This is a genomic window from Delftia sp. WSY_12 (assembly GCF_043104645.1).
Lineage (GTDB): Bacteria > Pseudomonadota > Gammaproteobacteria > Burkholderiales > Burkholderiaceae_C > Comamonas > Comamonas tsuruhatensis.
The window spans coordinates 470,972-484,481 of the sequence record NZ_JBICKW010000012.1 but is presented as its reverse complement, the minus strand read 5'-3'; the positions used below and the strand labels follow the sequence as shown (position 1 = coordinate 484,481).

Below are 13,510 nucleotides of genomic sequence, written 5' to 3'. Positions count from 1 at the left end.
GCCTGCGCACAATCCTGCGAAAAAAATTGACAGTGCGGTGCGATAATCAGGCCCCGCACCCGTTCAGCCCCTCATCAACGAGCCCCTCATCCGGGCCTGCGTTCCTTTTGGCAACCGAGCAAGAACTATCCGACTTCCTCAAAAGCGTAGAAAAGCGAGCCTTCAAGCGCAGCTTTTTTCACGTCCGGGATGAGGAGGCGGCGCTGGACATCGTGCAGGACAGCATGCTCAAACTGGCGCAGCACTATGGCGACAAGCCTATCAACGAGCTGCCCATGCTGTTCCAGCGCATCCTGTCCAACAGCACGCTGGACTGGTTTCGCAGGCAAAAAACGCAGAACGCCCTCTTCACCCGCATGAGCGATCTGGAGGCCTCGGCCGGCGACGATGCGGACTTCGACTGGCTCGAAACCTATGCCGACTCCGGCCAGAACGGCGAAACCGCCCGCAGCGCCGAAGATCTGACCGAGCGGGCCCAGATTTTGCAAAGCATTGAAAAAGAGATACAGGAGCTTCCAGCACGTCAACGCGAAGCTTTCCTGATGCGTTATTGGGAAGAGATGGACGTCGCGGAGACCGCTGCCGCGATGGGGTGTTCCGAAGGAAGTGTAAAAACACATTGTTTCCGCGCCATCCAGACATTGAGCAAGGCACTGAAGGCCAAAGGAATCGAGCTATGAAGACTGCGCCCACTCTCACTCTCCACAGCGAAATGGCGGCCGACCGCATCGCACGCCGGATCACCGCGCGCCTGGGTGACGGCGAGGCGTTGCTGCCATACGACATCACTGAGCGGCTGCGCGCTGGGCGCGAGCGCGCCCTGTCCGTTCGCCGGCGCGAACTGCGCGCTGCGCCCGTGCAGGCTGCCAGCGCAACCCAGGCTCAGGGTGCCACCATGACGCTGGGCTCTGGCGACGAAGGCGGCACCTGGTGGCGCGCGCTGATCTCGGCCGTGCCGGTGCTGGCCCTCATCATTGGCCTGGTGGTCGTCAACGTGCAGACCGATCAGATTGGCCTGACCGAGGTTGCCGAGGTCGATACGGCCCTGCTGACCGATGACCTGCCCCCTGCCGCCTATGCCGACCCCGGTTTCATCCAGTACCTGAAGACTTCGGCCACCAACACGGAACGCTGATACCCGCCTTGCCTGCCTGCATGCCCACTGATTCACGCGCTGCGTTCCACCGATCACCCGCCGCCATCCTGGCGGCGGTGCTGTTGATGGCGCTGGCCTGGACCGGCTGGCGCGTCGTGCAACAGGTGCGGCTGGCGCCCAGCACGGTGTCGCCGGCCACCATTGCGGCCTCCAAGACCCTGCATGGCGACGCAGCCACGCGCCAGCGCGCCACGGCCCTGGCCTCCGGCCCACGCTGGGCCGAGCTGACGCCTGCGCAAAGCAGGGTGCTCGAGCCCCTTTCCGAGCGCTGGTCCATGATGGACGCGCTGCAAAAGCGCCGCTGGATGGCATTGGCCGAAGGCTGGGACAAGCTCAGCGAAAAGGAGCAGGAAAAGCTGCGCGACCGCATGCAGACCTGGTCCAGCCTCAGCGCCCAGCAGCGCAGCCAGGCCCGCCTGAATTTCGCCCTGACCAACCGCCTTGCCACGGACAAGCGAGCCCAGTGGGAGGCCTACCAGGCGCTCAGCGACGAAGAAAAACGCCTTCTGGCTGCACGCGCCGCGCCCAAGGTCAAGGGCGCCGCCAACGCCATACAGCCCGTGGCGCCCAAGCGTCTGGCGCGGATTCCTGCGGCCTCGGTGGCACCGGCCACCATTCCGAATCCCCCCAAGATTCCACCAGCCACCATCTACAATCCGCCGCCTCCGGTTCCACCGGTCGCGCCGCCTTCGGCCGTGGAAACCCATCCCGTGCGCCCGCCTGCGCTGGTGGAGACAGCCCCGGTGGAAGTGCCTTCGGCCACACCCATGCCCTTGCCGCCCATGGAACTGCATGACGGCGCCGAGGCCACCCCACAGCCCTCGCACGGCGAAGCAGCCCCTTCGCATTGATGCAGCGCCCCGACACGCCCGCATGACGAACGCCACCTCCCCCGCCTCCACGGCAGCCGGCTCCGCCGCCGATCCACGGATGGCCCCGCGCCTGGCCCGGCGCATGGCCTGCTGGCTATATGAGGGCATGCTGCTGTTCGGCGTGGTCTTCATCGCCGGATATCTGTTTGGCACCTTGTCTCAGACGCGCAACGCCATGGACAACCGCCATGCGCTGCAGGCCTTCATGTTCGTGGTGCTGGGCATCTATTTCGTCTGGTTCTGGTCCAAGGGGCAGACATTGGCCATGAAGACCTGGCACATCCGCCTGGTGGATGCTGCAGGCCAGCCCGTCAGCCAGCTGCGCGCACTGCGGCGCTATGTGCTGAGCTGGATCTGGCTGCTGCCACCGCTGGCGGCCTACTCCACCGGCGTGCCGGCCTTGACCACCTTGGTGCTGCTGGTGCTGTGGGTGGCACTCTGGGCCCTGCTCAGTCGCCTTCATCCGCGCCGCCAGTTCTGGCATGACGCCTGGGCCGGCACACAGCTGATCCACCAGGCCCCGCCGCCCAGGAAAAAACGCTGAGCGGCAAAGGCAGCATCGCATCTCCTACACTCCCCAGCATGCCCGCCGCTTCACCCAAGTCCAACGACAGCACGCCTGTCAATCCCCAGAAAAGCCGCACGGGCCTGAACCGTGTCTGGCACGCTGCGGGTTATTCGCTGTCCGGCCTTCGTGCCGGATGGAATGAGAAAGCCTTCCGCCAGGAAGCGCTGGCCGCCATCGTGCTGATCCCTGCCGCCTTCTGGCTGGGACGCAGCTGGATCGAGGTCTCGCTGCTGGCGGGCACGGTCTTGCTGGTGCTGATCGTGGAATTGCTCAACAGCGGCATCGAGGCCGTGGTCGATCGCATAGGCCCCGAATGGCACGCCCTGTCCAAGCAAGCCAAGGACATGGGCAGCGCCGCCGTGCTGCTGGCGCTGCTGCTGTGCACGGGTGTCTGGCTGGCGGCTCTCTATCAACGGTTCATTGCATGACAAATCCCACGTTTTCCATTTGTGTGTATTGCGGCTCGCGCCCCGGCGACCAGCCCGGATTCATCGAGGCCGCCCGCGCCACCGGCCGCTGGATTGGCGAGCACGGCGGCCAGTTGGTCTACGGCGGCGGGCGCAGCGGCCTGATGGGCGAGGTGGCCGAGGCCACGCGGCAGGCCGGTGGCCGCGTCGTGGGAGTGATCCCGCAGGCGCTGGTGGACAAGGAGCTGGCCAACCATGCCTGCGACGAACTGCACATCGTCCAGACCATGCACGAGCGCAAGGCCATGATGGCCGAGCGCAGCGATGCCTTCGTCGCCCTGCCCGGCGGCATAGGCACCTTCGAGGAATTGTTCGAGGTCTGGACCTGGCGCCAGCTGCGCTACCACGACAAGCCCATCGGCCTGCTCAATGTGGACGGCTACTACGACAGCATGCTGCAGTTCCTGCAGACCTGCGTGGGCCATGGCTTCATGGGCGAGTGGCAGATGGGACTGATCGAAAGCGGCAGCGACATCCCCACGCTGCTGCAATCCCTGGTGCAGAACGCCGGCACGGGCCTGGAGACTGCGCCCTTGCGCGCCGTGATCTGAACAGCAGCGGAAACGGAAACGGCCACCCTTGAGAGGATGGCCGCCAGCGTCGAGATATCAGGAATGCAGGGCGCCGAATGCGCCCTGCCCTGCTCTCGGACTCAAATGGCTCCGTCGTCGAGCTCGCCGGTACGGATGCGCACCACGCGCTCCACGGCCGTGACGAAGATCTTGCCGTCACCGATCTTGCCCGTGCGCGCCACGTTGACGATGGCATCCACGCAGCGGTCCACGTCCTCGGTGCGGACCACGACCTCGATCTTCACCTTGGGCAGGAAGTCCACCACGTACTCAGCACCGCGGTAAAGCTCGGTATGGCCCTTCTGGCGACCAAAGCCCTTGACCTCGGTGACGGTCAGGCCGTTGACGCCGCAGTCGGCCAGTGCCTCGCGGACCTCTTCCAGCTTGAACGGCTTGATGATGGCGGTGATCATTTTCATGGGGTGAACTCCTCAGTGCATGCAATACGGGGCAAGACGGCCGGCCAGGAAACCCCGCCGCCTCAGGTGCTTCAAGCGCGAAAGCGGTTGGTGATCGGGTAGCGCCAGTCCTTGCCGAAGCTGCGGCGCGTCAGCCGCGGCCCCACGGGCGCCTGGCGGCGTTTGTATTCGTTGATCTGGATGAGGCGCGTCACTCGCTCCACATCGGCGCCGGCATATCCGTCGGCCACGATGGAGGCGATGCTTTCGTTATTTTCCATGTATCGGCGCACGATGGCGTCGAGCACCTCATAAGCGGGCAGGCTGTCCTGGTCTTTCTGGTCCGGGCGCAGTTCGGCGCTGGGCGGGCGCGTGATGATGCGATCCGGGATGGGGTCCAGCCCCGTGCCGAACGGATCGTTGGCATTGCGCCAGCGCGCCAGCGCAAAAACCTCGGTCTTGAGCACGTCCTTGATCACGGCAAAGCCGCCGGCCATGTCGCCATAGAGCGTGCAGTAGCCGGTGGACATCTCGCTCTTGTTGCCGGTGGTCAGCACCACGGAGCCGAACTTGTTGGACAGGCCCATCAGCAAGGTGCCGCGGATGCGGGCCTGCAGGTTCTCTTCGGTCGTGTCCTCGGCGCGGCCCGCGAAGGCCGGAGCCAGGGCGGCCTTGAAGGCCTCGAACTGGGGCGCGATGGAGATTTCGTCATAGCGCACGCCCACACGCTCGGCCATGTCGCGCGCATCGATCCAGCTGATGTCCGCCGTATAGGGCGAAGGCATCATCACCGTGTGCACCTTGTCCGCGCCCAGCGCATCGACCGCAATCGCCAGCACCAGCGCAGAGTCGATCCCGCCCGACAGGCCCAGCAGCGCGCCGGGGAAACGGTTCTTGCCCACGTAGTCGCGCACGGCCAGCACCAGGGCGGACCACAGCGCCGGCAGGTGCTCCACCGGTGGCTGCACATCGGCGGCCAGCGTCAATTCCTGCGCGCCGGCACGCACTTCCACCAACGGCAGCGCCTCGGCAAAGGCCGCCGCGCGTGCGGCAATGCTGCCGTCGGCGTGTACGGCAAAGGAGCTGCCATCGAAGACAATTTCATCCTGGCCACCGACCAGATGTGCGTAGACCAGGGGCAGGCCGGTCTCACGCGCACGTGCAGCCAGCGTGGCTTCACGTTCGGCCTGCTTGCCCTCATGAAAGGGTGAAGCATTGATCACGGCCAGCAATTGCGCACCCGCCGCGGCAGCCGCGCTTGCCGGCCCGGGATGCCAGGCGTCCTCGCAGATCAGCAAGCCCACGCGAACTGCCTGGACCTCGACCACGCAAGGCGACTGGCCGGCCACAAAGTAGCGCTGCTCGTCGAACACGCCGTAGTTGGGCAGGCATTGCTTGGCGTAGCTGCATTCCACGCGCCCGTCGCGCAGCACGCTGGCTGCATTGCGCAACGCGCCACCAGCGCCGGGGTCGCGCCAGGGATGGCCCAGCACCAGCGCCAGGCCCGGCCATTGCGCGGTCTCCAGCGCCAGCTGCTGCACGGCCTGATCGCAGGCGTCCAGAAAGGCGGGACGCAGATAGAGGTCTTCGGCCGCATAGCCGCACAGGGCAAGCTCGGGAGTCAGCAGCAAGCGCGCTCCCGTGGCATAAGCTTCACGGGCTGCGGCAATGATTTTCTGGACATTGCCGGGCAGATCGCCCACGACAAAGTTGAGCTGGGCAGTGCAGATGGAGAGCGTCATGGAATGCAATGGAGCCAACAGGGCCGACAAGGCCACCCCACAGCGCAAGGCGGCAGCGCGCGTCACACGGGCCTGCAAGGAATGGCATGGCTGAAACCGCAATTATCACCCGCGTGCTGGACAGCGTGCAGCAGCTCGATGCCCAGGCCTGGAATGCGCTGCTGGCATCGCAGGCTGCGCCCACCCCCTTCATGCGCCACGAGTACCTGAGCGCGCTGGAATCCAGCGGCAGCGCCGTGCCGCAAACCGGCTGGGCCGCCCGCGTGGTCACGCTCTGGCAGGGCGGCGAGCTGGTCGCCGCCTGCCCGGTCTACGCCAAGGCGCATTCCTATGGCGAGTACGTGTTCGACTTTGCCTGGGCGCGCGCCTACGCCCAGCATGGGCTGGATTACTACCCCAAGGGCGTGCTCGCCGTGCCTTTCACGCCTGTGCCGGGCAGCCGGCTGCTGGCACGCACGCCGCTGCTGCGTGCGGCCCTGGTGCGCGCCGTGCGCGAATGGGCCCAGGCGCAGCAGCTGTCTTCCCTGCATTTGCTGTTCAGCGATGCCGAGGATCTGGCAGCCTGCGACGCCGACGGCTGGATGCAGCGCAGCACCGTGCAGTTCCACTGGAGCAACCAGAACGCCGGGGGCGCGGGCCACCGGGACTTCGACCACTTTCTGTCCACGCTGAACCAGGAAAAGCGCAAGAAGATTCGCCAGGAACGGCGCAAGGTGCACGAGGCCGGCGTGCGCTTTCGAGCAGTGCACGGCCCCGACATGAGCGCCCAGGACTGGGCCTTCTTCTATCGCTGCCACGAACGCACCTATCTGGAACACGGCAACGCCCCGTACCTCCAGCCGGCCTTCTTCGAGGCCATGGCGCACCAGATGCCCGAGAACTGGCTGATGTTCGTCGCCGAGCGCGACGGCCAACCCATGGCCTGCAGCCTGATCGCACTCGATGCGGCAGCCGCACGGCTTTCGGCCGGCAGCTGCGACCGCGACACGCCGCAGATCCCGCAGGGCACGGCCTACGGCCGCTACTGGGGCGCGCTGGAGCGCGTGGACTGCCTGCATTTCGAGGCCTGCTACTACCAGCCTATCGCCTGGTGCATAGAACGCGGGATTGCGCACTTCGAGGGAGGCGCCCAGGGCGAACACAAGATGGCGCGGGCGCTGCTGCCCGTGGTGACGCCCAGCGCCCACTGGATTGCCCACCCGTCCTTCGCCGACGCCATCTCGCGCTTTCTGGACCGCGAAGGCGAAGGCATGGCCGGCTACCTGCAGGAGCTGCAGGCGCACAGCCCGCTGCGCCAGGACTGAGGCTCAGAAGGTTTCCCAGTCGTCATCGCCCTGACCGGGCTGGCGCGGAGCCGGCTTGCCTGTTGCTGCGGGCCCAGGGCGTGGCTGGATGGGAGGCGTGGCATCGCGCTCAAGCCGGCGGGCCAGTGTCTCGCCACCCGCTGCAGCACCGCCGCCCCCCAAGGCCGCAGGCCGTGCGGGGCTGGCCGGCGGGTTCGGCCGGACAGGCTGCGCTGCGGCGCGTGGCGCAGCGCCGGCCTGCGCCACCACCCTGTTGGGCACATGCGCATGGCTGTCCATGGCACCGCGCGGCAGCTGGAACACGGCCACGGCCTCGACCAGGTCCTGCGCCTGCTTGCGCAGCGAGGCAGCGGCGGCCGCGCTTTCCTCGACCAGGGCAGCGTTTTGCTGCGTGGTCTGGTCCATTTGCGTGACGGCTTCGCTGACCTGGGCGACGCCGGAGCTCTGCTCGGTACTGGCCGCGCTGATCTCGCCCATGATGTCGGTGACCTGGCCGATGGCAGCCACCACTTCGGTCATGGTCGTGCCTGCGCGGTCCACCAGTTGCGAGCCCTGCTCCACACGCTCCACGCTGGCCGTGATCAGCGCCTTGATTTCCTTGGCCGCCTCGGCGCTGCGCTGCGCCAGCGAGCGCACCTCGCCCGCGACCACGGCAAAGCCCCGGCCCTGCTCACCGGCACGCGCAGCCTCCACCGCGGCATTGAGCGCGAGGATGTTGGTCTGAAAGGCAATGCCGTCGATCACGCCGATGATGTCGCCGATGCGCCGGCTGCTGTCATTGATGCCCTTCATGGTTTCCACGGCCTCGGCCACCACGTCGCCGCCGCGGCGCGCAACGCTCGATGCATTGAGCGCCAGCTGATTGGCCTGGCGTGCGTTGTCGGCGTTCTGGCGCACGGTGGAGCCCAGCTCTTCCATGGATGCCGCCGTCTGCTCCAGCGCGCTGGCCTGCTCCTCCGTGCGGCTGGACAGGTCGGCATTGCCGGAGGCAATCTGCGCACTGGCCGAGGCCACGCCTTCGGCGTTCTGGCGCACGCTGCGCACGGTCTGCACCAGGCTCGATTGCATGCGCTGCAGCGCGCCCAGCAGCAGGCCGGTTTCGTCATGGCGGTCGATGCGGATGGTCCCGCCCAGATCGCCATTGGCCACGCGGTCTGCGGCATCGACCGCATGGGCCAGCGGCGTGCGGATGGAGCGCGTCAGCCACAGCCCGGCCAGCACGGCCAGCAGCACGGCGGCCAGCGCCGCCACGCTGAGGACGACGACCGAGCGCCCATAGACAGCCTCGGCATTGCGGCTTTCCTGCACGGCCGCATCGCTGTTGAGCTTGACCAGCAGATCCAGCGTGTTCGACGAATCGTTGTAGAGCTTCAGCGACTCGCCGCCCAGCACGGCCTGGGCCTTTTCCTTTTCGCCCTGGCGTGACAGCGCCAGCACCTGCTGGCTCAGTTGCTGGTAGCGCTCGCGTTCCTGGAGCAGTTGGGCGTAGAGCCTTCGCTCTTCGTCGGAAGACAGCAGCGGCTCGTAGGCCTTCTTGCGCTCGGCCAGGCGGCGCTGCAGTTGCTCCAGCTGCTTTTCCGAATCGGTCTTGTAGGCGACATCATCATTGTTGACGTGGCGCACCTCCAGCAAGCGGGTACGCACGACATCGGTGCCTATCTGGTTGATCACTTCCACGCTGGGCATGGCATTGCCGGTGATGACTTCCATGCTGGTGCGCATGGAGCGCAGTTGCACCAGGGCCGCGGCCACCACGGCCAGCAACAGCAGCACCAGCAGGCCGAAGGTGCCCAGCATGCGCGTTGAAATCTTGAGGTTTTTCACATTCATCTCTCTTGTAGAGGTCCCGTCATCTTGTTGCGTCTTGCTCTGTCTCGCGCCATGGGCAGGCTATCAGCCAGGCCCGGCGCGAACCTTGCAGAAACAGGCCAGCCGCACCGGCCGATGGCAGCTGGCAGGCAAGGCTTGGAGAGGGGGAGGACGGGACCCCGCGGGAGCGCGGTCTGCTGGATGGCCGATGGCCGCCAGGCCAGGCGGCCATGAGAACAAGGTAATCATGGGATATCCCTTCGTTCCGAGCGAACGAGGCCAGGAGCGGCCGTTCCTCAATCTGTAAGAATAGGACTACATCTATTTACATTCTGCCAGTATCCAAGCATTGTTCAGGACAAGTTCAGGTACTTGCAGTAGGCAGAAACCTTCACTGGAGGATTTGCGCCACAGCCTCCTGCCACCCGGCGTGCGCAAGCTCAACGCAGCACGCAAAAAGAAAGCGGCCCCATGCAGGGCATGGGGCCGCCAGAGGATGGGGCACAGCTGCGGGCAAGGCCTCAGAACGCGGCCCACTCCTCGTCGTCGGCGGTCGCGGTCCTGCTGACCTGGGCTGGCGTGGCATGTTTCGCTGGCCGGGCTGCGATGGGCGCCAGGACCGGCGGTGATGCCAAAGGGGCGGTCGCCGTTGCGCGCGGCGCCGCCACGGCCGCCTTGACGGCCTCAGCCGCCTCGGGGACCGCTGTCGAGTCTCCCGGCGCCGTGCGAAACACCGATACCGATGCCACCATGGCCCGCGCCTGCTGCTGCAGCGACTGGGCAGCGGCCGCACTTTGCTCGACCAGGGCGGCGTTCTGCTGGGTGGCCTGGTCCATTTGCGTGATGGCATCGCCCACCTGGGCCACGCCCGCGCTCTGCTCGCTGCTGGCGGCGCTGATCTCGCCCATGATGTCGGTCACGCGCCGGATGGCGGCGACGATTTCGGACATGGTCTCGCCGGCCTTGTCCACCAGCTGCGTGCCCTGCTCCACACGCTGCTCGCTGGCCTGGATCAAGGCCTTGATCTCCTTGGCCGCCTCGGCACTGCGCTGGGCCAGCGTGCGCACCTCGCCGGCCACCACGGCAAAGCCCCGGCCCTGCTCGCCAGCGCGGGCCGCCTCCACGGCGGCGTTCAGCGCCAGGATATTGGTCTGGAAGGCAATGCCGTCGATCACGCCGATGATGTCGGCGATCTGGCGGCTGCTGTCGTTGATGCCCTTCATGGTGTCCACCACCTGGGCCACAACCTCGCCGCCACGCGCGGCAATGCCCGAGGCCGAGGCAGCCATCTGGTTGGCCTGGCGCGCGTTGTCCGCGTTCTGGCGCACGGTCGCGCCCAACTGCTCCATGGAGGCTGCGGTTTCTTCCAGAGCACTGGCCTGGCTTTCGGTGCGCGCCGACAGGTCCGCATTGCCCTGGGCGATCTCGCCAGCGGCCAGCGCCACGCCGTGCGCATTGCCGCGCACATCGCCCACCAGCTCGGCGAGCTTGCGGCGCATGTCCTCCTGTGCGTTGATGAGCTGGCCCATTTCATCCCGGCGCCGGCTGGTGACCGGCTTTTCCAGATGGCCGGCCGCCACATTGCGCGCCACGGCCACGGCCTGGGCCACCGGGCCGGTGACAGCACGCGTGATGGCCCAGCCCACCAGGGCCGCAATCGCCACCACCGCAGCCAGCGTGCCCAGCACCCAGATGCGGGCCAGGTCAAAGCCTGCCTGCGCCTGCTGCCGCGCCTGCTCGCCCGCCTCGCGCTGCAGGGTCAGCAGGCGGCCGGCGCTTTCGGCCAGCTTGCCGAACTGCGCCTCGGACTCGCCGGCGAACATCAACCCCATCTCGTCGGCCATGAAGGCCTGCTCCTCGGTGGTGGAATAGTTGCCGGCGCGCGCACGCTCCAGCAATCGCGCATGCATGGCCAGGAACTGTTGCTTGAAGCCGAGGTAGTCGTCGAAGGCCGCGCGCAAGGCCTGCTGGTCGATCAGCGAACGCAGGGCCGTCTCATGCTCGCCAATGGTCTGCAGCCGGTCCTGCACCTGCTTGGCAAAGCCATCGACCTCGGCCAGGCTGCGCGCGGAGGCAATGCCGGCCTCGTGGCGGCGCAGGCGGTTGTATTCGGATCGCATGGCGCCCGCATGGAACATGCTGGGCAGGGCCACATCCGACAAATGCAATGCGTTGCGGTGCATCTGCGCCAGTTGCAACCAGGCTACCGCCCCCAGAACCGCCGAGAACAGGACCATGACGAGGAATCCCATGCCCAGCTTCGTGCCCATGCGCCAATCTGCCACCTTCATTTGCTCGCTCCCGGGCCGATGTCCCCATCAGCGCCTGATTGATCTGTCCAAACCCTGATCCATGACAAAACAAAAAACGCACCCGGCGCCTAGGCACCGGGTGCGTTTCAAATTGTATCAACTGCGAAGCGGGCATTTACCTCAGCGCAGTTGAGACTCCCTCGACGGGAGTGAAAGGGATCAGCCCTTGTAGTTGGCGATGCCGTCCACGACTTCCTTCTTGGCCTCGTCCACGCCCTTCCAGCCCAGAACCTTGACCCACTTGCCCTTTTCCAGGTCCTTGTAGTGCTCGAAGAAATGCTGGATCTGCTTGAGGGTGATCTCGTGGATGTCTTCCAGCGTGTTGATCTTGTCGTAGGCGGGCAGCAGCTTTTGCGTGGGCACGGCCAGGACCTTGCCATCCACGCCGGACTCGTCTTCCATGAGCAGGATGCCGATGGGGCGGCAGGCCACGACCACGCCCGGGGGCAGCGGGAAGGGCGTCATCACCAGCACGTCCACCGGATCGCCGTCGCCGGACAGCGTCTGGGGCACATAGCCGTAGTTGGCCGGGTAGTGCATGGCCGTGCCCATGAAGCGGTCCACGAAGACGGCGCCGCTTTCCTTGTCCACTTCGTACTTGATGGGATCGGAGTTGGCCGAGATCTCGATCACGACGTTGAAGGATTCAGGAGCGTTCTTGCCCGGTGTGACTTTGTCGAAAGACATGATGGATAAGCAGAGTTGAAACGAAAGAGCCCCCGCAGGGGATAGCAGCGTGATTTTAGGCGCAGGCACACGCCCCCACGGATGGCTCCGCAGGAACGCCCGCCATGCTAAGGGCGCAAGCCTGCGCCAAGCTTGCAGCGCCCGGTCTCAGGCGTGTGCCCCGCCCGCGCGCCGGCGCACGGGGCCGCTGCGCTGCTCCACCGCATGCTGCACTTCGCGGCGCAGGCCCAGTGCAAAGCCCAGCTCGGCCAGCACGAACAGGGGTCCGATGACCAGGCCCAGGATGTCGTCCAGGAAGGCTGGCTTGCGGCCCTCGTAGTAATGACCCACGAACTGGATCACCCAGCCCACGGCAAAGATGCCCAGCCCCCATCCCAGCCAAGCCCCCAACGGCAGCATGGCGATGGGCTGTGCCAAGGCCAGCATCAGGGCAAGCACCACAGCCATGGCAATGCCGTAGCGCAGGTCCAGCAAACAGTAGTAGATGCCTGCCGCCAGCGCCGCCAGCAAGGCCAGGCTCAGCGGCAGGGCAGGCATGCCGTCGCCCAATGGCATCGCCCATTGCAGACGTGCCAGCAGGATCACCACGGCCCACATGATCAGCGGCACGCCAAAGAAGTGCGTGAGGATGTTGCGTGGATCACGGTGATAGTCCGCGTACTGGGACAGTTGGTCGATGAGGGTTTTCATAGGCTGCACCGGCAGTGGATGTTGCGCAACCATGGTGGTGTCATCAAGGATTGGCGTCTGTCATGGATCCGACACAAGCCTCATCGCACACCTCGGGCTTACCCGCACCGGCAGCTCCGGCAGCCACGGCAACTGCCGCCGCCACGCGCGGCGTACGGCGCCGCGCAGTGGCCGGTCCGCCGGGCATGGCCGATCTCTGGGCCACCGTCGAGGCAGGCCGCTGGTTCCACGCCCTGCCGCCAGAGCTGGCCGCGCAGCTCAAGGCACTGGCCCAGCCCCGCACGCTGGCCGCAGGCGACTGGCTGTTTCGCCGGGGCGACCCGCCCTGCGGCCTGTACGCGGTGGCGCGTGGCGCCCTCAGCATCTCGGGCACGGCCGCCTGCGGCGAGCAGGCCCGCACGGCGCTGCTGGCCCTGGTGGAGCCGCCGATGTGGCTGGGAGAGATTGCCCTGTTCGATGGCGCACAACGCACGCACGATGCCCAGGCCGCCACGGCCTGCATCGTGCTTCACGTGCCCCAGGCACCGCTGATGGAGTGGCTGGCCGCCCACCCCGGACACTGGCAAGCGCTGGCGTTGCTGCTGACGGACAAGCTGCGCGTGTGCCTGGTGGCGCTGGAAGAGCACACGCTGCTGCCGGCCCCCCAGCGCCTGGCGCGGCGCCTGGTGCGCATGGCCGAAGGCTTTGACCAGTGGCAGCCCGACGGCCAGGGCCGCCAGCGCTGGCGGCGCGAGCTGGATGTGTCCCAGGAGCAGCTGGCGCGCATGCTGGGCCTGTCACGCCAGACCACCAACCAGATCCTGCAAGAGCTGCAACTGGCCGGCTGCCTGCAGTTGCGGCGCGGCAAGATGGAGGTGCTGGACCGCCAAGGCCTGCGCGACGCGGGCTGGCCTGCGCAGTAGGCAGGCGCGCTGCAACGCCCGGGACTGGACA

General features: G+C 66.6%; 14 protein-coding genes. 8 read left to right on the top strand and 6 right to left on the bottom strand.

Annotation, left to right across the window (positions count from 1 at the left end):
* Positions 1-107: 107 nt before the first annotated feature.
* The 6 genes from ACF8LI_RS07700 to ACF8LI_RS07675 are packed head-to-tail and all read left to right on the top strand — an operon-like array spanning position 108 to position 3,614.
* Positions 108-680 (top strand): RNA polymerase sigma factor, encoded by a 573-nt coding sequence (locus ACF8LI_RS07700; RefSeq protein ID WP_013801505.1) that lies wholly within the window; start codon positions 108-110, stop codon positions 678-680.
* Positions 677-1,135 carry a DUF3619 family protein gene (locus ACF8LI_RS07695; RefSeq protein WP_047218373.1) on the top strand — a complete coding sequence of 153 codons (459 nt, stop codon included), beginning with the start codon at positions 677-679 and terminating at the stop codon, positions 1,133-1,135. The genes ACF8LI_RS07700 and ACF8LI_RS07695 overlap by 4 nt, the downstream gene beginning before the upstream one ends.
* 20 nt (positions 1,136-1,155) lie before the next feature.
* Complete coding sequence (locus tag ACF8LI_RS07690; protein ID WP_016451365.1) at positions 1,156-2,007, top strand: DUF3106 domain-containing protein; 852 nt, start codon at positions 1,156-1,158, stop codon at positions 2,005-2,007.
* A 22-nt stretch (positions 2,008-2,029) separates the two neighbouring features.
* The gene (locus ACF8LI_RS07685; RefSeq protein WP_016447419.1) at positions 2,030-2,572 is read left to right on the top strand and encodes an RDD family protein; all 543 of its coding nucleotides are present in this window, start codon (positions 2,030-2,032) and stop codon (positions 2,570-2,572) included.
* A 38-nt stretch (positions 2,573-2,610) separates the two neighbouring features.
* Positions 2,611-3,024, top strand: coding sequence for a diacylglycerol kinase (locus tag ACF8LI_RS07680; protein ID WP_016447420.1), 414 nt, complete (start codon positions 2,611-2,613; stop codon positions 3,022-3,024).
* The gene (locus ACF8LI_RS07675; RefSeq protein ID WP_012206672.1) at positions 3,021-3,614 is read left to right on the top strand and encodes a TIGR00730 family Rossman fold protein; all 594 of its coding nucleotides are present in this window, start codon (positions 3,021-3,023) and stop codon (positions 3,612-3,614) included. The genes ACF8LI_RS07680 and ACF8LI_RS07675 overlap by 4 nt, the downstream gene beginning before the upstream one ends.
* A gap of 101 nt (positions 3,615-3,715) precedes the next feature.
* Here ACF8LI_RS07675 and ACF8LI_RS07670 read toward each other — a convergent pair whose 3' ends face one another.
* Positions 3,716-4,054, bottom strand: coding sequence for a P-II family nitrogen regulator (locus ACF8LI_RS07670; RefSeq protein ID WP_012206673.1), 339 nt, complete (start codon positions 4,052-4,054; stop codon positions 3,716-3,718).
* 71 nt (positions 4,055-4,125) lie between these two features.
* Positions 4,126-5,775, bottom strand: a complete 1,650-nt coding sequence (locus ACF8LI_RS07665; RefSeq protein WP_016451363.1) for an NAD+ synthase — start codon at positions 5,773-5,775, stop codon at positions 4,126-4,128.
* A gap of 86 nt (positions 5,776-5,861) precedes the next feature.
* Between ACF8LI_RS07665 and ACF8LI_RS07660 the strand changes: the two genes are divergently transcribed.
* On the top strand, positions 5,862-7,079 hold the full coding sequence (locus ACF8LI_RS07660) for a GNAT family N-acetyltransferase (protein WP_016447423.1): 1,218 nt from the start codon (positions 5,862-5,864) through the stop codon (positions 7,077-7,079).
* Between the two features lie 3 nt (positions 7,080-7,082).
* Here ACF8LI_RS07660 and ACF8LI_RS07655 read toward each other — a convergent pair whose 3' ends face one another.
* The 4 genes from ACF8LI_RS07655 to ACF8LI_RS07640 form a co-directional block, all read right to left on the bottom strand.
* On the bottom strand, positions 7,083-8,909 hold the full coding sequence (locus ACF8LI_RS07655) for a methyl-accepting chemotaxis protein (RefSeq protein ID WP_392414465.1): 1,827 nt from the start codon (positions 8,907-8,909) through the stop codon (positions 7,083-7,085).
* A gap of 500 nt (positions 8,910-9,409) precedes the next feature.
* On the bottom strand, positions 9,410-11,179 hold the full coding sequence (locus ACF8LI_RS07650; protein WP_392414464.1) for a methyl-accepting chemotaxis protein: 1,770 nt from the start codon (positions 11,177-11,179) through the stop codon (positions 9,410-9,412).
* Between the two features lie 180 nt (positions 11,180-11,359).
* Positions 11,360-11,887, bottom strand: a complete 528-nt coding sequence (gene ppa / locus ACF8LI_RS07645; RefSeq protein ID WP_013801496.1) for an inorganic diphosphatase — start codon at positions 11,885-11,887, stop codon at positions 11,360-11,362.
* Between the two features lie 147 nt (positions 11,888-12,034).
* Positions 12,035-12,577, bottom strand: a complete 543-nt coding sequence (locus ACF8LI_RS07640) for a DUF962 domain-containing protein (RefSeq protein WP_043790090.1) — start codon at positions 12,575-12,577, stop codon at positions 12,035-12,037.
* A gap of 62 nt (positions 12,578-12,639) precedes the next feature.
* On the opposite strand from ACF8LI_RS07640, the gene ACF8LI_RS07635 reads away from it, so the two are divergent.
* On the top strand, positions 12,640-13,479 hold the full coding sequence (locus ACF8LI_RS07635) for a Crp/Fnr family transcriptional regulator (RefSeq protein ID WP_016447427.1): 840 nt from the start codon (positions 12,640-12,642) through the stop codon (positions 13,477-13,479).
* Positions 13,480-13,510 lie beyond the last annotated feature (31 nt).

Bases quoted from the DNA above. Each gene is read 5' to 3' on its own strand.
- ACF8LI_RS07640 (WP_043790090.1), bottom strand. From the start codon at position 12,577: ATGAAAACCCTCATCGACCAACTGTCCCAGTACGCGGACTATCACCGT.
- ACF8LI_RS07650 (WP_392414464.1), bottom strand. From the start codon at position 11,179: ATGAAGGTGGCAGATTGGCGCATGGGCACGAAGCTGGGCATGGGATTC.
- ACF8LI_RS07695 (WP_047218373.1), top strand. From the start codon at position 677: ATGAAGACTGCGCCCACTCTCACTCTCCACAGCGAAATGGCGGCCGAC.
- ACF8LI_RS07655 (WP_392414465.1), bottom strand. From the start codon at position 8,909: ATGAATGTGAAAAACCTCAAGATTTCAACGCGCATGCTGGGCACCTTC.
- ACF8LI_RS07635 (WP_016447427.1), top strand. From the start codon at position 12,640: ATGGATCCGACACAAGCCTCATCGCACACCTCGGGCTTACCCGCACCG.
- ACF8LI_RS07690 (WP_016451365.1), top strand. From the start codon at position 1,156: ATGCCCACTGATTCACGCGCTGCGTTCCACCGATCACCCGCCGCCATC.
- ACF8LI_RS07660 (WP_016447423.1), top strand. From the start codon at position 5,862: ATGGCTGAAACCGCAATTATCACCCGCGTGCTGGACAGCGTGCAGCAG.
- ppa (WP_013801496.1), bottom strand. From the start codon at position 11,887: ATGTCTTTCGACAAAGTCACACCGGGCAAGAACGCTCCTGAATCCTTC.
- ACF8LI_RS07685 (WP_016447419.1), top strand. From the start codon at position 2,030: ATGACGAACGCCACCTCCCCCGCCTCCACGGCAGCCGGCTCCGCCGCC.
- ACF8LI_RS07665 (WP_016451363.1), bottom strand. From the start codon at position 5,775: ATGACGCTCTCCATCTGCACTGCCCAGCTCAACTTTGTCGTGGGCGAT.
- ACF8LI_RS07680 (WP_016447420.1), top strand. From the start codon at position 2,611: ATGCCCGCCGCTTCACCCAAGTCCAACGACAGCACGCCTGTCAATCCC.
- ACF8LI_RS07670 (WP_012206673.1), bottom strand. From the start codon at position 4,054: ATGAAAATGATCACCGCCATCATCAAGCCGTTCAAGCTGGAAGAGGTC.
- ACF8LI_RS07675 (WP_012206672.1), top strand. From the start codon at position 3,021: ATGACAAATCCCACGTTTTCCATTTGTGTGTATTGCGGCTCGCGCCCC.